Below are 22,354 nucleotides of genomic sequence, written 5' to 3'. Positions count from 1 at the left end.
ACAATAAGAGGAACAGTGGGATGAAAGTCCGCCAACCCGCATTCGATTTTTCCACGATCCGGCCCCACTGGGCACCGGTGCGTGAATTCGCCCAAAGCTATAACGCCTTCTCCACCGTGCCGGCCCATATCGAGCCATATTTGGTCAAGGTGATGATGCGGGTCAAGGATACCCTGGGCGAGAAACACAGCGCCCTGCGCGACAATATCGAGATTTTCAACAAACAAGAGGTGCAGCACTGCAAGCAGCATGTAGCCTTCAACAAAATGCTCTACCGGTCTGGTTATGCCGGCATGCAGGCGCTAGAGAAGCCCTACCGGGACGACTACGCAAGTTTTCTCGCTAACCGCTCCTTGCGCTTCAACGTGGCCTACTGCGAAGGCTTCGAGGCAATGGGGTCCGCTGCAGGCCAGGTGTTCTTCGAAGAACTGGAAGAATATCTGGAGGGCGCCGATCAAGCAGCAGTAGATCTTTGGAAATGGCACCTGGCGGAAGAGTTCGAGCACCGCGAGGTGTGCTTCCAGGCTTACAAAGCACTGTACGGTGGTGGTCCCTTTGCCTACCTGTACCGGGTCTGGGCCTTCATTTTTGCGGTCAAGCACATCGGTACCCACACCGCCCGCGTGGCCGCCTACCTCAATGACGTTGACCGCGAGGCCATGACGCCCGAGCAGCGCGAGGAGTCGATCGCGCGGCAGAAGGCCCTTAAAGGGAAGATTTCACAGGCAAGCCGCAAGCGCTTGCTCAAAGTCCTCTCGCCGTTCTACGACCCTGGCAAGATGGTGCCTTCGCCTGGTATGGCGGCGCTGCTGGCGCGCTTTGGCTAATTGAACGACACGCAACCCGGGGACTTCCCCGGGTTGACGGTTCTACGGGTCAGGCCACGTCGTTACTGAACGCCTCAACCTGAAGAATCGCTACTTCCAGCTGGTCGGCGTTGACCGGCGGGGCAAACCGGGCCGCGCTGGGGCTAACCATGGACTTTTCCGCAAGCTCGCGGATTTCCTTGCTGCTGGGCTTATCAAGGCCGAAGTCGGCCAGCCGCGTGGGCAAGCCGACCTCCCTGAAGAAGCCGCACAATTCAAGAATGAACGCCTGGTCGCGCTTTTCCATCATCAGCTGCACCAGCAGCCCATAGGCGACATGGTCGCCATGCAGTGTTCCGCGCGCCCGGTCCAGATACGAAAAACCCCGTGCGAGGGCGTGGGCCAGGGACAAGCCGCCATTCTCGAAGCTTATGGTGCTGAGCAGTACCGTCGCTTCCACCAACGCTTCGAGGTCGTCGTTGACTTCATTTCGTTCCACGGCGCGGACCGCACCCACGGCATGCTGTCGAATGATGGTGTAGCAGGCATCAGCCGCCATCAGGCCCGTGAGCGAGGCGTGTGTGCCCAATAACGTGGTCGCTCCCGCAGCCGCACAGGCTTGCGCTTCGAATTTCTTGGAGATCGCGTCGCCTATACCGGCCCGCAGAAAGCGCACTGGCGCATTGGCGATCACCTGGGTATCGACCAGGACCAACTCCGGGTTGCGCGGCAGGTGGAGAATGTCCTGCATGATGTGATGCTCGTCATAGACGGCGATGGCAGCGCTCGCGGGGCCATCATTGGAGGCGATTGTCGGTACGCTGACGCTACGTGCGCCCAGCGCAAGCGCCACGCCTTTGGCCGTGTCCAGTGCCTTGCCGCCACCCAGCCCGACAATCATCTGTGCACCAAACTCACGCGCCCGGGCAGCCAACTCGGCGATGGCGGGGGCGGTGATCTCCCCTGGGAAGACCTTTATAGCGCTGGCCAACTGCGCCGCCTCGAAACTGGCCACGACGCGGGCGCCAAGCAGTGTAGCCATGTCCGCGTCGGTGATCACGAACGCGCTGCTGCCTAACGGCCGGCAGTGCTCGCCCAGCTGGTCCAGCGCCCCAGCGCCTTGTACGTACCGTGAGGTTGCCGCAAAGATCCGCATGTGTTGACTCCGCCTAAAGTGGAATATCTGTCAGTTCTGTTGTTTTTTTGCTGCAATCCGGCGGCCACCGCTGCGTGTTCCCTGTTTTCCACATCGGTAGCAGATGCCTGGAGAATATCGGATGCCTAGTGCGGCTTGCCAGCCTTGATGCAGTGCTATACAGTCTACACATAACTGACCTAGTGTCAGCTTTAATCAAACAACAATAGCCTATATGACCTGGAGCGCGACGATGAATTTCGCTGATTACAAGACGATGACCTTTGAACGCCGTGGCCGCGTTCTGACCGTGACCTTCAACCAACCCGAAAAGCTCAACAGCTTTGCTGGTGAGTCGCACACCGAACTGTCTTGGCTGTTCTATGACCTGGTTGAGGACAAGGAAAGCGACATCATTGTGCTGACCGGGGCCGGCCGTGCTTTCAGTGCAGGCGGCGACATCGAGTACATGCAGTGGCTGCACGACAACCCGGCTGAGTTCTACCGCTGTGTTCGGGAGGCCAAGCGCATCGTCAACGGCATGCTCGAGTGCGACAAGCCGATCATTTGCAAGGTCAATGGCGATGCGATCGGCCTGGGCTCGACCGTGGCGGTATTCAGCGACATTATCTTTGCGGCTGATACGGCACGCTTTGGTGACCCGCACAACAACGTCGCCTTGATCAGCGGCGACGGTGGCCAGATCATGTGGCCTTACCTGATGGGCTACGCCCGCGCCAAGCACTACCTGTTCACGGGCGAGAAGTTGAGCGCGGCCGAAGCCGAGAAATTTGGCCTGATCAACAAGGCCATGCCGGCTGCCGAGCTCAATGACTACGTTGATGCCTATGCAGACAAACTGGCGGCAATGCCGGTGCAGTCGCTGCGCTGGAGCAAGACCACCATCAACGTACCGCTGCGCCAGATGGCCGCGAGCATGATGGACGTCGGCATGGCCTACGAGAATATCTCTTCGCAGCACCCGGATCACGTAGAGGCGATCGCGGCCTTCCGTGAGAAGCGCAAACCTGTATTCAACAAGCGCTAAGCCGATGAATGCCAGCCACATGGCCTTGGACCAGTCGGCTTGCCCCGACTGGTTCTCGTGGTCGCAGCAGCGCCCCGGCCGCCCTGGCTTCGTTGAAGTGCAGGGCCATCGGCTGCACTATCTGGAGTGGGGAGAACAACACTCGCAACTGCCCACTCTGTTACTGGTTCACGGCATGCGCGCGCACGCCCACTGGTGGGATGGCATCGCACCGCACCTGACCGCTGGCCGGCGGGTGATTGCCATGGACCTGCCTGGTATGGGCGACAGCGAGCACTGGCGCGAGTACCCACTGCGTTTCGCTGCGCAGGCGATTACTGGGCTGATCGATTGCCTGGCATTGGGGGCGGTGACGGGCATCGGCCACAGCTATGGCGGCTCACGGCTACTGCAAGCGTGCAGCGTCAGGCCGGATCTATTCCGCCACCTGATACTGCTGGATTCGTTCCTGCTCTTGCCTGACGTCAAGCTGCCCGTCGATACGGCCAGCAACACCGGCAAGCGCTATTACCCTGACCTGGATACTGCATTGGGGCGCTACCGCCTCATGCCCCCGCAGCCGTTGGCGCTGCCCTGCATCGTGGACGAGATTGCCCGCCACTCCCTGCGCCAGGAAGCGCAGGGCTGGTGCTGGAAGTTCGACCCCGATCTGCCCCGCGGGCTGTTCGATGAAGACCTCGGCCAAGACCTGCTACCGAAGGTGCAGCGCCCGGTCGATGTGGTCTTTGGTGAGTGCAGCCTGGTGGTCGAGCCGGGTGACGCGCAACAGGCAGTTGATCTGCTGCCCTTGGGCCGCGGCCCGTTTGGTATACCCGGAACCCACCACCACATGATGATCGACCAGCCCCTCGCCGTGATCGCAATGCTGCGCGGGTTGCTGGCCGCTGGAGCGCACCATGAATGAACTGGTCTTTCAGGAACGACACGGCGCAGTTGCCGTCGTCACCCTGAACAACGAAAAAACCCGCAACGCACTCTCCCGCGACATGCTGTTTGCACTTGCAGAATGCCTCGAGGACTTGAATGAAGACGCCCAGGTGCGGGCGATTATCCTCAAAGGGGCGAACGGGCATTTCTGCTCCGGTGGCGATGTCTCCGGTATGTCTACCGAGCGGCCGCTGCCGGTAGGGCGCGGGCGGATGGTACTCGGTCATCGGGTTATCCGTGCCGTGGTCGAAGGCACCAAGCCGGTGGTTGCCGTGGTCCAGGGTTACGCTGCCGGCGCTGGCTTCTCCCTGGCCGCTGCAGCTGACTTTGTGGTGGCAAGTCCGGATGCCAAATTCGTTTCATCCTTTGCCAAGGTAGGCTTGATCCCCGACCTCGGGCTGCTCTGGACCCTGCCTCAACGCGTCGGCCTGGCACAGGCCAAGCGTATTTTCTACAGCGCACGTGTGGTGGGCGCGGTTGAAGGCGCGCGGTTGGGGATAGTGGACGAGTGCCTGGAGGAGGACGTAGACCCGCTTGCACGCGGCTTGGAAATCGCCGAACAGTTTACCGCCCACGCACCGTTGTCGGTCGCCTTGGTGCGTTCGGCCCTGGCGCGTGGGGTCACCTGCCTGGGGGATGCGCTGGATTACGAGATGGATAACCAGGCGGCGCTATATCTGACTCGGGATCACCGAGAGGCAGTCGATGCGTTTCTTAACAAGCGCTCACCGAAGTTTACTGGGTTGTGATGTTGCTCGCTTGGCGTACGCTAAGCGCAAGCCCCGATTTATCGGGGCTTTTTGTATGCAGGGGTTGTCGGTCTAGAACGCCAGGTGCCACGAACGCCGCCGCGCAACACCCAGTGGGCGCGCGCGGCAGCAGTTCAGGTGCGTGAGCGGGGCATGCCTAGCCCTTGTTCGGCGATCAAGCTGCGATGGATTTCGCTAGTGCCGCCATAGATCGTCATGCCGATGGACTGCCGATAACCCAATTCCACCAAGCCGACACCCTCGTCAGCCTGGAGCAGAGAGAGCGGCGCACACAGCTCCATCAGGTCTACCGCATCGCGGTGGTACCGCTCAGTCGAGAACAATTTGGACATCGGGCCATAGGCCGCCCTATTGGGCGCCTGGGCCTGAACCGACCAAGTCGCCCGGTAGCAAAGATCGCGCGCGATGGTGGTGTGCACGGCAACCTTGGCCAGGCGACGGCGGACATCCTGCTCGCCCAGGCGGTCCTGTTCTCTAGCCCACTGCAAAGCGTGGCGGTACATATTCCAGTAGCTGACGCGGTACTGGTCGCCACTGTGCTCAAGCTCCAACGTGGCGGCCATTACCGATACGCCGGCATTAACCTCGCCGACCCGGTAGCAATCGGGCACTTCAACGCCACTGAAGTAGGTGATATTGGTGCGCTCATCCTGCATGGTATGGACCGGTTGTACTTCGATCCCCGGCAGCGTCATTGGCACCAGGAACAATGTCAGGCCTGCGTGCTTGGGGGCTTCGAGATCGGTCCTGGCCAGCAGGAAGCAATAGTCGGCCAGGTTTGCCGCAGTGGTGAAGATCTTTTGCCCCTCTATTCGCCACGCCCCCTGCACGGTGCGTGTGGCACGGGTCGCCGCCGCGAACACATCCGAGCCGCAGGAGGGTTCGCTAAAGCCCAGGCACGCCAACGCCTCGCCACGGGCAAACCGGGGCAGGGCTTCAGCCTTGGCCTGCTCGCTAGCGAAGCGCATGACGATCTGCGCCACCTGGTTGGTAATAGGGCCAGTGATGCGCTGCCAATTGAACGTCTCGAACACTTCCTGCAGCGCATGCATGTCGAATGCGTTCTTGCCACGCCCGCCCCATTGTTCCGGCCAGTGCGGGAACAGCAGGCCGGCTTCGGCCAGCGCGCGGTTGAACCCTGGGTGGTAGCCATCGACCGAGTGATGCGCATGGGCTCTCAGCTCGTCAGTGAGGGCGGCCTCGAAGAACTCGCGCACCTCCTCAGCAAAGCGCGCCGCGGCCTCGCCGTAGCCGAACTCGACGGTGACTTCGCCAGCATCAGGCAGCGGTACCTCGGTTTGCTCGTTCCACAACCGGTCGGCGATGGTATCGAGCTCCAGCGCTGGGTCGCCTGCCAGCAGCGACCAGGCACGAGCACGGCGATAGTAGAGTTGGATGTCGTGCTCCAGCGATACCCCGTAGCCACCAAAGGTATGCAGGGCACAGGCTACCGCCCGATTCGCTGCTTGCCCAGTCCACCACCACGCCATGGAGACCATCGCAGCGGCGTCCGCCTGGTTGCCCGCAATCGCCGCCACGGCATGCCAAAGCAGCAACTGGCTGCCGTCTACTTCGGTCAGCGCATCAGCCAATGGATGGGCGATGCCCTGGAAGCTGCCGATAAACTTGCCAAACTGTTTACGCTCACACGAATAGCCTGCCGCCAATTGAATGGCCTGACGCGAAAGGCCCACCAGCATCGCACCCTTGAGCAGTTTCCATTCTTCAACGGCGGCGAGGAACGCGCGACGAGCATCCTCACTGTTTGCCAGTAGCTCACGCTCAAGGCTAACCAGCTGCGTTTTGGCAAGTACCCGGCAGCTGTCGCTGCCCAGGTTTTCCTGGGGTTGGCGCAAAAGCTCGCCGGTGAGCGCGACGATGCTATTGCCGTCCAGCGCTAGCACGGCTTCGGCAGCGCCCACGCCGGGTAGCACCACGTGCTGGGCTGGCTTATCCAGCGGCCATGGCAACAGGGTTACCACTGCACCACGGTTGATGCGCTCGAGTAATTCAGTGGCTTGCGGGCTGCCCAAGGTTGCCAGCAGGCGCGCAGCCGGGAGACTTTCGGCCAATGGCACAGAGGTCAGGTGGCGACCGGCCTCTTCGGCCACCAACAACGCATCGAACAGGCCCAAGTCGCTGCCACCAGCTTCGACCGGCACACGCATGGTGGTAATGCCCATCTCCACCAGATGCTGCCAAAGCGCAGGGTCAAAGCCACTGGCTTCGGCTGCGCGAACCTTGGCCGGGGTCGATTGTTCGGCAAACAGGCGCGCCACCGAGTCGCGAAGCATCTGTTGCTCTGCAGTGATCGCCAGCTTCATATACAGCCCTCATTGCACGGGAGGGTGCTCATTGCTCGTCCTCCATAACCTTCATTGGCCCGATCGGGTGGCCCTCGGCCTCATAGAACTGCGCGCACCATTGGCGCAGCGCGCGGTAGGCGGTGACATCCCGCTTAGCAAAAATAGGCTGCTGGCGGAAACGCTGGTGCCGCCACATGCGGGCGTCTTCCTCGAACAGCTCCTCGGTCTGGCGCGCCAATGCCCGCACATGCTCGGGCATGACCTCGGGGGAGGTGGGGTCACGCGGGAAGTAATAACTGACGCGCAGATCAGAGCTGTCGTCATCAATTGGCGTGCAAGACAGCACCAGGCGTCGACCTAGCACCTTGTGCTGGAAGATGGTAAAGGACAATCCCACACCGGCATTCCTGGCGTGCAAGCGCAAGGCAATTTCTTTGGTGTGCTTGTTTAGAAAACCCATTTCGGACTTCCACACCGGCGTGCTGGTGTCAAAATGGAGCAACTCCGGGTCTTCCGGCGCGTGGTGGGTAAATCGGAAGTGCGCGGTATCGGCCGCGTTCTCTGTCATCAGTTGCGGGTGGATGCGCTCATTGGGCTTGAATACAATCGCATTCGGGTAGCAGGGGTAGAAGTCTTGCGGGTTGGCCGGGTGCTCGGGGTGCTCGAACACGTCAGGCAGCTCCCAGCCTTCACGTGGCGCGCCACCGGCGGGGTCATGCCAGAGGAACATAAGGCCATGGCGCTCCACCGCGTGCCATTTGCGCATTTTTTTTGGTATCCGCCGCTCCTCACCGGGGATTAACATATTCTCGCCCCGAGTGTTCCATTCCCAGCCGTGATACGGGCAAGCAATACAGTCACCCTTGACCTTGCCGCCATGGCCCAGGTGGGCACCCATGTGTGGGCAGTGGGCGTCTAGGACGGCCAGTTCGCCAGCATCGCTGCGGAATGCAACGAGGTCATGGCCAAAGTATTTCATTGGCTTGACGCCGCCTGGAGCAATCTCCGCGCTCCAGCCGATCTGGAACCAGCCTGTGGGCTTCATCGACAGGTTGAGCATTTACTGTCTCTCTTCTTCTTATTATTCACGATGGATTCAGGTCAGGCCTTGGCGTACAGGCCGCGCAACTCGATCTTGTTGACCTTGCCTGTTACCAACTTTGGCAGGGCGTCCACCACGATGACCTTCTTCGGCTTTTTGTAGCCGGCAATCAACCCGCGGCTGTGCTCGATCAGCTCATTTTCACTGGCGCTGCGACCGGGTTTGAAAGTGATCACCGCGCAGACGTTTTCTCCCCACTTGGGGTCCGGGATGCCGATCACCGCGCATTCCGATACGCAGGGATGCTGGAGCAGAGCTTCTTCCACTTCGCGCGAGTAGACGTTTTCGCCACCCGTGATAATCATGTCTTTCTTGCGGTCTACCAGGTACAGGAAGCCGTCCTCGTCGAAACGACCCATGTCGCCGGTGTGACACCAACCGTCGCGCAGGGTCTCCAAGGTGGCGCCGTGGTTGTTCCAGTAGCCGCGGAACATGGCGCTGCTCTTGGCAAGAATCTCGCCGGGTTCACCCACTGGGCATTCCTGGCCATGATCGTCCACTACCTTGGTCAGCAAGTTGGGGTAGGGCTTGCCTACAGAGCCAAGGCGCTTGCGCTCTTGCTCGCTACCATCGGGCCGGTGTTGCTCTGCCGAGAGGCAGAACATGCAGATTTCGCTCTGGCCAAACAGGTTGACGAAGCCGCAACCGTCAAATACCTCGATGGCCCGCTTGAGCACCGGCACCGGCATGGGTGCTGCCGAATAGATGATGGTGCGCACGCTGGAGAAGTCCGCCTGGGCCACATAGGGGTGGTCCAGGACCATCTGCACCATGGTGGGCGCCAGCAGCAAGATAGACAGGCGTTGTTGTTCGATGGCCTTGAGCACTTCCAGTGGCTCGAACTGGCGCTGCAGGTAGGCAGCGCCGCCCCGCACGTGCTGGGACAGGCTGATGACCATGCCGCCTAGGTGGAACATCGGCATGACGATCAGGGTGACGTCCGGTTGCTGCATATCGCACAGCCAGGCGTCCATCTGTATCAGTTGGCGATATTCACGGTGCCCCCAGATCACGCCTTTGGGCTTGCCGGTGGTGCCACTGGTGTAAATCAGGCAGCAGATATCCTGCTCACTGGCGCGAATCGGCGGGCCGGCCTCATCGCCGGTGCAGAAAAAGTCCTCATGGTGCAACGCCCAGTCTGCTTCGGCGCCAATGCACACGTAAGTTTCAATCGATGGCAGCTCATGGCGCAGCTGCTCCATGATTGGTAGGTACTGGGCCTCGAAAAAGAACAGCTTGGGAGCACCGTCGCGAATGATGCTGGCGATTTCTGCCGGCGCCAGGCGGAAATTCACCGGCGCCAGGATGAAACCAGCCCACTGTGTGGCTGCCATGATCTCGCCGAACTCGATGGAATTCATCGAAAGGATGCCGACTCGGTCCTGGCGGCGTACGCCCGCGGCGTAGATGGCCGAGCTGATCAGCTTGGCGCTGGTCAACAGTTCGCCGTGGGAGATGTGTCGTGCGTCCTGCAGGTAGGCCGGTTCATCGGCATAGCTGCGGGCGCGTTGCTCCAGGTCATCGGCGAAGGAAAGCGGCAGGTAGTCATGCATAGAGGGCACCTCGCAGGCGGCGATCATCTGCCAGGCGCAGGTCTGCGTTGGCGCGATCGAGGTGAAATTCGCTATCGCCAAAACGCTTGTCGTAGACCACGGCTGCCTTGTAATGGTGGCCCACGGCATATTCGTCCGTGGTACCGATGGCCCCATGCAACTGGATGCCCTGGCCGCTTACGAAGTACTGGGCACGCGCAACGATCACCTTGGCGCCCGAGACAGCCAGGCCGCGCTGCACTGGGTCACCGGTCTCGAAGGCGCGAACGGCGCTGAACAACATCGAACGCGCCTGGTCGGTCTCCACGAACATTTCAGCCATGCGGTGTTGCAGCGCCTGGAACTGCGCCAGTGGCTTGCCGTACTGCACGCGGGTCTTGAGGTAATCTGCGGTCAACGCCATGACCTGCTCCATCGAGCCGAGGCATGCGGCGCTGGTAGCCAGCACCGCATAATCGAGGGCGGTTTCCAAAGTTTGTTGGGCTACATCACCGCGGGCGATCAGTGCACTCTGCGGAAGCAGCACATGGTCGAAGCTGATGTCGGCCGCGCGGGTACCATCGATCAGTTCATAATCCTCAAGTGCCGCGCCTGCTGTTTGTCGTGCCACCAGGAACAGGGCGAAGTCACCGGTACCTTCGATCTCGGCGCTGACCACCCAGTGATCGGCACCCGCGCCATGGAAGATCCGATGCTTGACTCCGGACAGCGTCCAGCCATTGGCGACGGCTCGGGCCTTGGTCGACACCTCGAATTCGTACTCGTGACGCATCTGTTGTTCTTGATGCGCCAGGGCCAGCACCACCTCGCCCATGATTACTTGCTCAAGCAGCTGCTCACGCAGCGCCGGCTCGCCCCAAGGAAGTAGCAGGCGAGCACAGAGCACGGCGGTGTCCACCACGGGTTCGGCTACCAGGCCCGCACCCAGTTGTTCCATCAACAGCACCAAGTCGTGGCCAGTGCCGCCCAAGCCGCCGAGTGCTTCCGGGATGTCCAGGGCGAGCCATCCCATTTCGGCAAAGGCACGCCAATGGTGGCGCGAGAAGCCTTGGGCGTCCTTGAACAGATGCCTGCGCTCCTCGAAGGAGTAGCGTTCGCGTACGTAGCGCTCGGCACTGTCGCTCAGCAGTCGTTGCTCATCGGTGAGATCGAAGTTCATGGTCAGAATCCGAATGCCAGTTTAGCGATGATGTTTTTCTGCACTTCCATGGCGCCGCCATAGATGGTGCAGGCACGCAAGTACATGAGGTCAGTGGTTACACCCGGTGTGTACGCAGGCCACAGCGGGTCGCCGGCAGGCTCGGCGTAGGCCTCGTCGCGCCGGTATTGGCGCAGGCTGCGCTGACCCAAGGCGTCTACCATCAGCTCGGTGAGCTTTTGCTGCAGGCTGGAGCCCCGCACCTTGAGTACCGAGGCGCAAGCCGCAATCGGATGCCGGCTGGGTGCCTCGTGCATGACTCGCAGTACCGACCACTCCAAGGCCTCGACTTCCAGCCGCAGCGCGCCGAAGCGACGGGCGAAGGTGGGGTCGAGCAGGAGCGGTTGTCCGCCCTTGTGCTCGTTGCTGGCGATGATACGAATGCGCTCGAGGTCGCCACGGGCCTTGTACAGGTCAGCGCTCGAGGTGCGTTCATTCGACAGCAGGAACTTGGCCTGGGACCATGCACTGCCGGGCTCCCCAAGCAGATTGGCGCAAGGCACCCGGACGTTATCGAGAAACACCTCGCAGGTGGACCCTTCGCCATTGATCATCGGGATCTGGCGCACGGTGACGCCTGGGGTTCGCATGTCGATGATGATCATCGAAATGCCTTTCTGCGGGCGGTCGGCGTTTTCCGTGCGGACTAGGAAGAACCCTTGCTCGCAATACTGGCCTTCGGTGGTCCAAAGCTTTTGGCCGTTGATGATGTAGTGGTCACCGTCCAGCACGGCGTGGGTCTTCAGCGAGGCCAGGTCCGAGCCCGCGCCAGGCTCGGAGAAACCCTGAGCCCACATTTCCTCACCCTTGAGGATGGCGGGCAAGTAGCGGGCCTTTTGCTCGGCACTGCCAAACGTATAAAGCACTGGGCCAAGCAGGCGCAAACCTTGCCAGCGCAGCTCAGGCGCGCCCGCCAACCAGGATTCGTACTCAAAGATATGCGTGTGCAGGTGCGACCAGCCGGTGCCGCCGTATTCCACTGGCCAGTGCGCTGCGGCCCAGCCCTTGTCATGCAGAACCCGATTCCACCAGCGGCGATCGTCTTCATTTGGTGGGTGCATGCCCGTGCGGGTGCGGCGGATCACATCCGCTGGCAGGTTGGCCTTGAGAAAGGCGCGAACTTCGTCGCGAAAGCATTCATCTTCCGCGGTGAGCTGTAGTTGCATGGCAATTTCCTTCGACAGATTCAGGTCTCGTTCAACACGCCAACGGCTGCACCGGAGTGGCCACGGCGCACAGGCCATGGACCGCTCGGTAAGCGTCATGCACGGCATCGCCGATGCGCCCGCCGCGACGCGCATCCCCGATTACGCTTACCGGTATCTGTGCTTCGAGCAGGCCGCGCAGCAGGCTCTCATCAGGGCGCCGGCCTTGGGCAATCAGGACTGCACTGGTTTGTACCTGGCTAACCGAGCCGTCCTGATGGCGCAGCACGACGCGCCCATCATCAAAAATGCGCTCGATGCTGGCGTTGTCTTGAATGTGCATGCGCGGGTTGTTCTGCAGCCGGCGCTTGAGCACGCCGCGGTAAATCATTTCTGCGGAGCGCGCCAGTTGCTCGGCCGAAGAGCGGCTCACCAGGATGACCTCGTGGCCTTGTTCGCTGAGCAACTCGGCCGTTTCACAACCGGTTTCGCCGCCGCCGTAGACAAGCACCGGGTATTCATTGGTATCGACGGGGAGCGACGGTCGGGTGCCCATCAACAACTCATAGGCATCGATCACCACAGGGCTGTTCGCACCTTCAATCGGCATCCGCAGCGGTTGCCCGCCTGTGGCGAGCATCACGATGGCCGGGGCCTCACCTTGGGTGAGGTCGGCCAGGCCAGCCCTGCTCCCCAAACGCACCTTTACTTCGCTGCGCTCGAGCTGGCTCTTGAGGTAATCCAGGTACCAGGTGAGCTTGTCCTTGAAAGGCGGTGCTGCCGAGGCGATAAGGCCGCCACCGAGCACCGTGCGGGATTCGTGCAACTCGGTGACGAAGCCGGCTTGCTGCAGCATCAATGCAGCCGCCATGCCGCCTGGGCCGGCGCCGATCACCACCGCACGGCGGCCACGTAGGCTGCCGGCGTCCGGTAGCGCGTCCAGCTCATGGCCTGCGCGCGGGTTCTCGGCGCAGCCAATCGCACCGTCTGCGGCTGAACTGATGGCCACGCAATAGTTGCACGACGTGCACGGCCGAATCTGCTCCCGCTCCCCGCGCAAGGCTTTATTGGCCCACTGCGGGTCGGCCAATAGCGGCCGGCCGAGTGCGATAAGGTCGGCATCGCCTTCACGCAGGGCGCGCTCGGCTGTTTCTGGCCAACGGATCTGCCCTACGGTGATCACCGGCACGCCAGCGGCCGCACGAATGCGCTTGGAGTAGGGCAGGCGCCACCCTTCAGGGGTAGACATGGGCTCTACCACCTTGTCGAAGCTGGTCCAGCCAAGCCCGATCGATACGTGCAGAGCATCCGCGCCGGCAGCCACAAGCTTGGGCGCAATGCGCTCCATGTCTTCAATGGCCAGCCCTTCAGGGGTGAACTCATCGGCAGACAGCCGGAAGATCAGCGGCCGGTCGCCGATGCTCTGCCGGACCCGTTGAATAACCCGGCGGGGGAAGTTGAGCCGGCGTTCTTCGTCGCCGCCCCAGCGGTCTGTGCGTTGGTTGGAGTAGGGCGACAGGAATGATGTCAGCAAGTAGCCATGGGCGCCGTGCAACTCGACGGCTTGGTAGCCGGCTTGCACTCCCAGTTCGGCAGCCCGGCCGAACGCCTCGATCAGCCGCTCGATCTCGTCGTCGGTCATTGCGCGGGCCATCAACCGGCCGGAGCGGGTGGCGACATCGCTTGGCGCGATGGGCATGCCATCGGCTAACAGGTCGCGCTTGGCGCCGCGGCCGCCATGCTGCAGTTGCAGGCAGGCAACTGAGCCAGCGGAGGTGATTGCCTCCACCAAACGCTGATGGCCAGCGACTTGGGCAGGGGTCTCCAGGGTCAGCTGGCGGTGCTCGGAACGCCCAGTCGCGCCCTCTACACAGCAGAACTCTACGATGATCATGCCTGTGCCACCCGCAGCGCGTTCGCGATAGAACGCAATCTGCTCGCACGTCACGAAGCCGTCCTTACTGCCCAGGTTAGTGGACATGGGTGCCATTACCGTGCGGTTGGGGATGCGCAGGTTTCGCAGGAGCAAGTCCTGTGAAAGGTGGGGGTAGGGAGCGTGTGGCATCGTTGCCTCCTGTGAATAGCGCTCTGGCCACTAACCCTCATGCTGGGTCCGGCCTCGTTAATGGCCGCGGGCATTGATATATAGCTGACGATATATCAGTTAAAGGGAGAGCGCTAGAGGCATGCTTAGGTAACTGCGCGCTAGCTCCCTGGCTGGCAGATGCGCCTGGGTCGGCGGCTCCAGGATATTGAATGGTGAGGGTGTGCTGAACGCTTCAGTGAGTGCGCAAGGCGGAAAGAGGGTGGCGGATGCTTTGAGTGTAACCGGCCTTAAACGCTCTATCTCAGTGGTATCTGCCTGACCCAAGGTCACTGTTTGCACGCTGAATGTCGTAGCCCTGGCATAGGCCAAAAGGCTATCGTATTGCCATCAATCAGGTTAAGTTACTGATTGGAAACGAAAACCGTGGACGCTTCTTTTTTTTGTGTACAGAGGGCTTGCGCAAAGCTGACGCTATGTTAGCTTATCTTTCCAGGAGCAGCGCCCGACAGGGGCCTTTGATGGGCTTGCCGCTTCTAGATTGCCGATGTTGTGACCGCCTCCGGACGTGCGGAGTCGACAAAAAAACCGATCTGAATCGGAGAAGCATCCAATTGAAAACAACAAAAACAAGAAATGCTTGTAGTGGTGTTCCTGGCCTATATAGCCCCAGCAAATTAGCCTGTTCGATCGCATTGATCCTTGGCGTCAGTGGCGGTGGCGTGCAGGCAATGTCGATCGACACCGGCAACCCAGACTTCGACGTGCGCTGGGACAACACCGTGCGCTATAACGCCGGATGGCGCATGGAAGGGAAAAACGACAATTTCAACCGATCGCCGTTTTTCGACGATACAGAGAACAAGTTCGACCGTGGCGCCATGATCACCAACCGCCTGGACCTGCTCACCGAACTTGACGTCGTCTGGCGCCAAAAGCATGGCTTCCGAGTGAGCGCCGCGGGTTGGTATGACACCGTCTACCAGGACAGCGCCGAACCCAACAGTGCGCTTGGTGCCAGTGGTAACTACACCAATAATCACTACAACGGCTATGCCAACCGATATATCTCCGGGCCTTCCGGAGAGATCCTCGACGCCTTTGTCTTCACTGGTTTCCAGCTAGGCGAGGTCGGCGTCAACATCAAGGCTGGCCAGCACAACGTGTACTGGGGTGAGTCGCTGTTCTCGATTGGCAACAGTATTGCCTACTCGCAAGGCCCGGTGGACACCATCAAGTCGGCCACGAGCCCTGGCTCGGAAGCCAAGGAACTGTTCCTGCCACTTGACCAGATATCCACCACCATCCAGTTGACCGACGAGTTGGCGCTCTCAGCCCAGTACCTGCTGGATTGGAAGCCGTTTCGCCTGGTGCCGGGCGGCACCTACTTTTCCGGCTCTGACGGTGCGCGCTCCGACCTTGGCTCGCCCGCTTCGCTGTTCAGCATCCCCAACGGCGACGATCTCGAGCCGCACGACAGCGGTGATTTTGGCGTGAACTTGCGCTGGAGCCCCTACTGGCTGGAAGGTACGGCAGGCCTTTACTACCGCAAGTTCGATGAAAAGCTGCCTTGGAGCTTTACCCAGGCTGGTATTACCCAGGTCGCCCCCGGTGTATTCCGGTCGCTGCCTAACGCAATCCGCCTGAACTATGCCCGGGACACCGAGCTGTACGGCTTCAGCTTGACCAAGAATATTGGCACCATCAGCGTTGCAGGGGAGCTCTCTTATCGCAAGAACACTGCGCTCAACTCAGTAGCCGGCTACTCCGTGGTACCGGGTAACAATACCGATGCAACTTACGATGAAGCAGAAGGCGCTCGAGGTAATTCCTGGCACGGCTTGATCAACGGCATCTACCTCTTGCCCAAGACAGCGTTGTGGGAAGGGGGCACGTTGCAGGGTGAGGTGACCTATAACCGTCTGGACAAGATCACCGAGAACTCAGAGCGCTTCAACGGCCGTGGCCACGGCTGCGTAACCGGCTTCACAGAAAATTGTGCGACCAAGGACTCGTGGGGCATGCAGGTTGGCTTCACACCGGAGTGGCCGCAGTTGTTCCCAGGCTGGGATGTGTCGATGCCTGTCAGCGTCGCCTACGGCATCGACGGTAACAGCCCAACCTTGGGCGGCACCAGTGAAGATGCCTACAACTACTCTGTCGGTATTAGCGGTAAGTATCGCCAGGTGCATAACTTTACGCTCAAGTGGATCGACTCATACGCTGACTACGACGTCAACCCGGCGAATAGTTACGTAACCAGCGATTACACCAACGGTGCGGCCGTTCAGAACAATCATGGCTGGCTGTCCTTTACCTATAAGGCGACGTACTAGCCAGTTCCGCTTTTTCTGCCCGACGTGAGGGATTAGTCAATGTATTACAAAAAAATGCTGATTGCCGGTGCCACGAGTGTGCTGCTCGTGAGCCATGCCTTCGCCACGCCTACGGACGACGAGATCAAGCAGCTGGGCCAGAGCCTGACGCCTCTAGGGGCGATCAAGGCGGCTAACGCTGATGGCAGCATTCCGGCCTGGGACGGCGGCCTTTGCTCGGCTCCAGCCGACTACAAGCCGATCATGGGCGCCAAAGGTGGTTCGCCTTATGCGGATCCGTTTGCCAACGAAAAGCCGTTGTACAGCGTAACGGCAACCAATCTTGAACAGTACAAGGACAAGTTGGACGGCGGTACCCTGGAGCTGTTCAAGCGGTACCCGGAGACTTTTCGCGTCGACGTGTACAAGACTCACCGCACCGCATGCTACCCAGAGTGGGTTTATGAGAACACGATCAAACGGGTTAAAAACCCTAAGCTGGTAGGCGCTGCCCCGGGCCTTGAGGGTGCCCATGCACAGATTCCCTTCCCGATCCCGAAAGACGGTTATGAGGCTATGTGGAACGCCAGCGTCAAGTACGAGGTGCCGTTCTCCGAGGGTACGCAGGCCGCCTACTTGATCGACAGTTCTGGCGGCGTGAGCCTGACCAGCGTTCAGAAGATTGAAAACCGCAACCTGTACTGGGACAACAGCCTCGACAAGGTGCCTGACAACCAGCCCTACTGGGCACTGGTGGCGTCCACAAGCGAGCCATCGGCATCGGCGGGGGTCAAGCAGATGCGCTTTAACTTCCTCGAAACCCACAAGCGAGAGGCAATGGCCTGGACCTACGTGCCCGGTCAGCGTCGTGTGCGGCTGGCGCCTGAATTCAAGTACGACACTGTAAGTACTTCTAGCGGCGGCATCCTGTTGTTCGATGAGATCAACGGTTTTGACGGCAAGATGGACAAGTTTGACTTCAAGCTGGTAGGGCGCAAGGAAATGCTCGTGCCTTACAACACCTACAAGGCATGGAGCGTTGATCCCAAGGTCGCCAACACGCCTAAGCACTTGAACCCCGATGTCTTGCGCTGGGAACTGCACCGGGTATGGGTAGTGGAGGCGACCCTCAAGGCAGGCGAGCGACACGTGCAGAAGGTCAAGCATTTCATGCTGGACGAGGACAGCTGGAGCATTCTTACCTATTACTCGCAAGATCAGGCTGGCAAGGTCCATCACCTGATGTATCAGCCGTCGGTGCAACAGTATGAGAAGCCGGCCTACCGCAATGGCCAGTACGTACTCTACGACATGACCAAGGGCGTCTATGGCAATGGCTCGCTCATGGGTGCGCCGAAAATGACCGGTTTCTACCAGGTGGGCCCTTACCCGGCGAGTTTCTTCACCTCAGGCAACCTGGCAGGCAGTGGGGTGCGCTGAGCGGCCGCTGAGAGGTTGAGCGGAGGGGGAGCAATCTCCCTCCACGTCGTTTCCGGCACCGGTGTGAGGTTGAAATGGCTGCGGTACGTAAACTGTTTATGTTTGTACTTGTGTCGTGCTGCCTGCCCGTTCTGGCGGAGCAAGCCGACACGTTTATCGACCCACTGGACCGCCCGGCCGCGACCGTGAGCAACCTGGTCTCTGCCCAGCTCAATGCGGTTGCCGTGGCGGGCAACAGGCTGGTGGCCGTGGGAGCCCACGGGCTAATCATTGCCTCCGATGATGCTGGCGCTACCTGGCAGCAAATTGCTTCCCCGGTATCTTCCGATCTGCTGGGGGTGGATTTCGTAACCGCCGAGAAAGGTTGGGCGGTAGGTCATGATGGCGTCATCCTGCACAGCACTGACCATGGCAAAAGCTGGGTCAAGCAGTACGACGGTCGTCAGGCCGCGAAGGATCTGTTCGATCATTTCACTGTGTTAGCCGAGCATGGCGATGAAACCGCCCAGGCCTACCTAGAGGGCGTCAAGCTTAACTATAAAGACGGGCCGGAGCAGGCGCTGATGGACGTTTGGTTTGCAGACGACCAACGCGGCTTCGCCGCAGGCACGTTCGGAACTTTGCTGGCCACAACCGATGGCGGCAAAACCTGGGTGTCCTGGATGGAGCGGGTGGATAACCCGGAGTTTCTCCATTACCTGGCAATCGCTGGGGTGGGGGGGCAGGTATTCATCGCCTCTGAGCGCGGTATCGTGTTCCGCTTGAATCAGCCTGCCGGCCGATTTGAACCCATTGAAACGGGTTACAGCGGCAGCTTCTTCAGTATCGAGGCAACACCACACGCGGTGATTGCTGCGGGGTTGCGCGGCACCACCTACAAGTCCTTGGACCAAGGCACGGCGTGGTCGCCGGTAGCAACCGGCATAAAGGTTGCGCTAAGTGACGTCCAAGCAATGCCAGACGGGCGCTTCTTGCTTGCCAGCGTCGACGGTCGCGTGAGCGTCAGCGATGCGATGATTGATCGTTTCGAGGCCTTGCCGGTAACCCGGCCTGGACGCTTCTCAAGCCTGGCGCTGTTGCCAGACGGCAAAGCGGTGACGGTTGGTTATTCAGGTGTGCGTCAGGTAAACGTGCGTTAAGCGTAGCGAATAAAGAACAATAAGAGGCGAATATGGCTTTCTCAAACGCACTCGACATGCCTGTCATTGCGGACCCGCAGCAATTCGACAGGGCCAGTGGCAACTGGCTGGAACGCATGGTGTTCAACCATCGTGTCGCGGTCATCGCGCTGTGTGCGTTGCTGACGTTGTTCTTTGGCTGGAGCGCGCTGAAACTGCCCGTGAACACCAGCTTCGAGAAAATGATCCCGCAGTCACACCCTTACATCCAGAACTACTTCGAGCACCGCGACACCCTGCGGGGCATGGGTAACTCCACCCGTATCGTGGTAGAGAACACCCAAGGTGACATTTTTGACAAGGACTACTTGCTGGCCCTGCAACGGGTCAACGATGCCGTATTCCTGTTGCCCGGCGTTGACCAGGGCTGGATGCGTGGCCTATGGACCAGCAGCCTGCGCTGGACCGAGGTCACCGAGGAAGGCTATCGCGGCGGCCCGGTGATCCCCGATCGTTGGGACGGTAGCCCAGCGTCAATGGAGCAACTGAGGGACAACATTACCCGGGCGGGCATCGTCGGCAGCTATGTTGCCAACAACATGCGCTCGTCGATGATCTTCGTGCCGCTCCTGGACATCAATCCTGAGACCGGCAAAGCACTGGACTACAGCGCCTTTTCTCACCAGTTGGAGGCCCAGGTTCGTTCGCTCCAGAGCGACAAGATCAAGATCCACATCATTGGCTTCGCCAAGCTGGTCGGCGACCTGATCGACGGGCTTTACGATGTCATGATGTATTTCGCCTATTCGGTGCTCATCGCCAGCGTCTTGGTGCTGGCGTACACGCGGTGCCTGCGCAGTACGCTACTGCTGGTGTTCTGCGCGATGCTCGGCGTGGTCTGGCTCTTGGGCCTGCTTAGCGTACTAGGCTATGTACTCGACCCTTATTCGATCCTGGTGCCGTTTCTGATTTTCGCCATCGGCTTGTCCCATGGCGCGCAGAAAATGAACGGCATCATGCAGGACGTGGGCCGTGGCACCCACAAGTATGTCGCGGCGCGTTACACGTTCCGCCGGCTGTTCATGGCCGGGCTCACAGCGCTACTGGTGAACATCGTTGGCTTTGCAGTATTGATGATCATCGATATCCCGGTGATTCGCGACATGGCCTTGACCACCAGCCTGGGCGTGGCGATCCTGATCTTCACCAAGCTGTTCCTGATCCCGGTGCTGCTGTCTTACTTTGGTGTCAGCCAGGCGGCTGCCAAACGTAGCGTGCAGTCGGCGCAGCAATTGGACGCCGGCCGCAGCCCGGTGCAGGCGATTCGTACAGGGTTGATCCGCTTGACTGAGCGCCGCCGCGCCACGATCACGGTGGCATGCGCAGTGGTGGTCACTGCCGTCGGCCTTTCCATTAGCCAGCAGGTTAAATTTGGCGACTTGAACCCAGGTGCCCCTGAACTGCGCCCCGAATCGCGCTACAACCGTGACGTTGCCTATGTCACTGAGAACTATGGGTTATCTACCGACCAGTTCGTGGTGATGCTCAAGACCCCGCGGGGCGAGTGCACGCACTTCGCTTCACTGGTGGAGGCCGATCGGTTGAGTGCCCGCCTGCGGGAAATCCCTGGTGTCCAGACCACCTTCTCACCGGCCGACGGCATTCGCTTGGCCACTGCCGGTATGTTCGAGGGCAACCCAAAGTGGATGACCCTCACGCGCAACAACAGCAATCGCACGCAAGCCTTCAATATGTTCTCCACGGATCGGCCAGAGCTGGCCGATCGCAGCTGCGAGATCACCCCGGTGGTGGCGTATCTGGCAGATCACAAGGCCGCTACGCTGGACCGGGTTGTAGAGCAGGTGGAGAACTATGCTGCTGAATTTAACACCGAAAACCGGGTGTTCATGCTGGCCGCCGGCAGCGCCGGGATTGAGGCGACCACCAATATCGTGGTCAAGCGCAGCTTCTGGACACTGCACCTGGTGCTTTATGGCGCCGTTGCCTTGCTGTGTTTCATTACCTTCCGCAGCTGGCGTGCGGTGGTGGTGGCGCTGATCCCGTTGATCATCACGTCGATACTCTGCGAAGCACTGATGGTCATGCTCGACATCGGCATCAAGGTGGCCACGTTGCCGGTGATCGCCGTAGGGGTCGGCGTGGGCGTCGACTACGCCCTCTACCTGCTCAGCGTTCAGCTGGGCATGCAGCGTCAGGGGATGAGCCTGGCTAAATCCTATGAAGGCTCCCTGGACTTCGTTGGCCGCATCGTCGGGCTCGTTGGCTTGACCATGGCGGCCGGCGTGCTGCCGTGGATCTGGTCGCCGATCAAGTTCCAGGCAGACATGGGCATCCTGCTCAGCTTCATGTTCCTGTGGAACATGCTCGGTGCCTTGGTGCTGATCCCGGCCCTGTCGTACTTCCTTCTGCCTTCACCAAAGGCCGAGCAGGCTGGCCCGCCCAAGGCGCACGCCGCACCCACGAGAACCTTTGAGCCAGCAGCGCACACCGCCAACGAGGTTGGTCGCCCCCAGGTCTCCCGCAGCACGATTTGAACCCGGGCAGCGCAGGGTAGGGCGTAGCGGCTGCGCTCTACCCTGTCTTCGACTGAACTCGCGAAGCTGACATGACGTTTGGAGTTTGCACAATGAATCTGGAATTGACAGGCCGTGTGGCCCTGGTCTCTGGCGGCAGCAAAGGCATCGGCCGCGCTTGCAGTGAAATGCTCGCAGCGCAAGGTTGCCGAGTGGTGGTAGTGGCCAGGGGGCAAGGCGCCATCGATGAGACGGTGGCCAGTATCCGCCACAAAGGCGGTACGGCAATCGGGGTGAGCGCAGACCTCACGCGTGAAGTCGATGTCCTGCGCGCCGTAGCACTGGCGCGCGAAGCATTTGCCGCCCCGGATATCGTTATCACCAACGTGCATGGCGGTGAGCCAGGAGACTTTCTCGAGGACAGCGCAGATGTCTTCAACGATGCCTTCCAAGGCTTGGTCATGAGCGTGGTACACCTGGCCCGCGCAACCCTGCCGCATATGCGTGAGCAGCAGTGGGGGCGGCTGCTGACCATAGGGACTGCTGCTGCAAAGGAGCCGGCCCCGGGGTTACGCTTGATGGCGGCCAATACCGCTCGTGCTGGCGTCGTCACCTTGAACAAGCAACTGGCTGATGAATTTGCCCCGTACGGTGTCACCGTCAATACCCTCGCCACAGGTTGGATTGCCACCGAACACATGCGCAGCCAGGTCGATACACTGGCGGCAGGCAAAGGCGTTTCGCTGGATGACATGCTCCAGCGCCTATCGAAAGGCGTGCCGGTACGCCGAATGGGTAAACCAGAGGAGATCGCCTCCTTGGCGACCTACCTATGCTCGCAGCTAGGTGGCTACATTACCGGATGCCTGATCCCCGTGGATGGCGGCGCCCACCGCTCAGCCTGGTAAGCATC

General features: G+C 60.4%; 16 protein-coding genes. 9 read left to right on the top strand and 7 right to left on the bottom strand.

What is annotated here, in order from left to right; translation table 11 throughout:
- Nucleotides 1-20 precede the first annotated feature (20 nt).
- Complete coding sequence (locus G7009_RS21270) at nt 21-827, top strand: metal-dependent hydrolase (protein ID WP_181132066.1); 807 nt, start codon at nt 21-23, stop codon at nt 825-827.
- Nucleotides 828-876: 49 nt separating this feature from the next.
- Here the strand turns inward: G7009_RS21270 and G7009_RS21265 are convergent, their stop codons facing one another.
- On the bottom strand, nt 877-1,962 hold the full coding sequence (locus G7009_RS21265; RefSeq protein WP_181132065.1) for a glycerol dehydrogenase: 1,086 nt from the start codon (nt 1,960-1,962) through the stop codon (nt 877-879).
- 232 nt (nt 1,963-2,194) lie between these two features.
- On the opposite strand from G7009_RS21265, the gene G7009_RS21260 reads away from it, so the two are divergent.
- Genes G7009_RS21260 through G7009_RS21250 form a run of 3 tightly spaced genes read left to right on the top strand, consistent with a single transcriptional unit; the run spans nt 2,195 to nt 4,665 of the window.
- Nucleotides 2,195-2,989, top strand: a complete 795-nt coding sequence (locus tag G7009_RS21260; RefSeq protein WP_181132064.1) for an enoyl-CoA hydratase/isomerase family protein — start codon at nt 2,195-2,197, stop codon at nt 2,987-2,989.
- 4 nt (nt 2,990-2,993) lie between these two features.
- Nucleotides 2,994-3,893, top strand: a complete 900-nt coding sequence (locus tag G7009_RS21255) for an alpha/beta fold hydrolase (RefSeq protein ID WP_258198018.1) — start codon at nt 2,994-2,996, stop codon at nt 3,891-3,893.
- Complete coding sequence (locus G7009_RS21250; RefSeq protein ID WP_181132063.1) at nt 3,886-4,665, top strand: enoyl-CoA hydratase/isomerase family protein; 780 nt, start codon at nt 3,886-3,888, stop codon at nt 4,663-4,665. Before G7009_RS21255 ends, G7009_RS21250 begins: the two co-directional genes overlap by 8 nt.
- A gap of 134 nt (nt 4,666-4,799) precedes the next feature.
- Here the strand turns inward: G7009_RS21250 and G7009_RS21245 are convergent, their stop codons facing one another.
- Genes G7009_RS21245 through G7009_RS21220 form a run of 6 tightly spaced genes read right to left on the bottom strand, consistent with a single transcriptional unit; the run spans nt 4,800 to nt 14,055 of the window.
- Nucleotides 4,800-7,010, bottom strand: a complete 2,211-nt coding sequence (locus tag G7009_RS21245) for an acyl-CoA dehydrogenase (RefSeq protein WP_181132062.1) — start codon at nt 7,008-7,010, stop codon at nt 4,800-4,802.
- 28 nt (nt 7,011-7,038) lie between these two features.
- Nucleotides 7,039-8,052 carry a Rieske 2Fe-2S domain-containing protein gene (locus G7009_RS21240; RefSeq protein WP_181132061.1) on the bottom strand — a complete coding sequence of 338 codons (1,014 nt, stop codon included), beginning with the start codon at nt 8,050-8,052 and terminating at the stop codon, nt 7,039-7,041.
- A gap of 41 nt (nt 8,053-8,093) precedes the next feature.
- Nucleotides 8,094-9,647 (bottom strand): class I adenylate-forming enzyme family protein, encoded by a 1,554-nt coding sequence (locus G7009_RS21235; RefSeq protein ID WP_181132060.1) that lies wholly within the window; start codon nt 9,645-9,647, stop codon nt 8,094-8,096.
- Nucleotides 9,640-10,806 carry an acyl-CoA dehydrogenase family protein gene (locus G7009_RS21230; RefSeq protein WP_181132059.1) on the bottom strand — a complete coding sequence of 389 codons (1,167 nt, stop codon included), beginning with the start codon at nt 10,804-10,806 and terminating at the stop codon, nt 9,640-9,642. Before G7009_RS21230 ends, G7009_RS21235 begins: the two co-directional genes overlap by 8 nt.
- Nucleotides 10,807-10,808: 2 nt before the next feature.
- Complete coding sequence (locus G7009_RS21225) at nt 10,809-12,011, bottom strand: acyl-CoA dehydrogenase family protein (protein ID WP_181132058.1); 1,203 nt, start codon at nt 12,009-12,011, stop codon at nt 10,809-10,811.
- A gap of 31 nt (nt 12,012-12,042) precedes the next feature.
- Nucleotides 12,043-14,055 (bottom strand): oxidoreductase, encoded by a 2,013-nt coding sequence (locus tag G7009_RS21220; RefSeq protein WP_181132057.1) that lies wholly within the window; start codon nt 14,053-14,055, stop codon nt 12,043-12,045.
- A gap of 455 nt (nt 14,056-14,510) precedes the next feature.
- Between G7009_RS21220 and G7009_RS21215 the strand changes: the two genes are divergently transcribed.
- From G7009_RS21215 to G7009_RS21195, 5 genes are all read left to right on the top strand, one after another.
- Complete coding sequence (locus G7009_RS21215; RefSeq protein ID WP_308813344.1) at nt 14,511-16,370, top strand: DUF1302 domain-containing protein; 1,860 nt, start codon at nt 14,511-14,513, stop codon at nt 16,368-16,370.
- A gap of 39 nt (nt 16,371-16,409) precedes the next feature.
- The gene (locus G7009_RS21210) at nt 16,410-17,789 is read left to right on the top strand and encodes a DUF1329 domain-containing protein (RefSeq protein WP_181132055.1); all 1,380 of its coding nucleotides are present in this window, start codon (nt 16,410-16,412) and stop codon (nt 17,787-17,789) included.
- 74 nt (nt 17,790-17,863) lie between these two features.
- Nucleotides 17,864-18,928 (top strand): WD40/YVTN/BNR-like repeat-containing protein, encoded by a 1,065-nt coding sequence (locus tag G7009_RS21205; protein WP_181132054.1) that lies wholly within the window; start codon nt 17,864-17,866, stop codon nt 18,926-18,928.
- 32 nt (nt 18,929-18,960) lie between these two features.
- Complete coding sequence (locus G7009_RS21200) at nt 18,961-21,462, top strand: efflux RND transporter permease subunit (protein ID WP_258198017.1); 2,502 nt, start codon at nt 18,961-18,963, stop codon at nt 21,460-21,462.
- Nucleotides 21,463-21,554: 92 nt separating this feature from the next.
- Nucleotides 21,555-22,349, top strand: a complete 795-nt coding sequence (locus G7009_RS21195) for an SDR family oxidoreductase (protein WP_181132053.1) — start codon at nt 21,555-21,557, stop codon at nt 22,347-22,349.
- The last annotated feature ends 5 nt before the right edge of the window (nt 22,350-22,354 follow it).

This window comes from Pseudomonas capeferrum, from assembly GCF_013523055.1.
GTDB lineage: Bacteria > Pseudomonadota > Gammaproteobacteria > Pseudomonadales > Pseudomonadaceae > Aquipseudomonas > Aquipseudomonas capeferrum_A.
The sequence above is the reverse complement of the archived record's forward strand: the minus strand, read 5'-3'. Positions and strand labels throughout refer to the sequence as shown.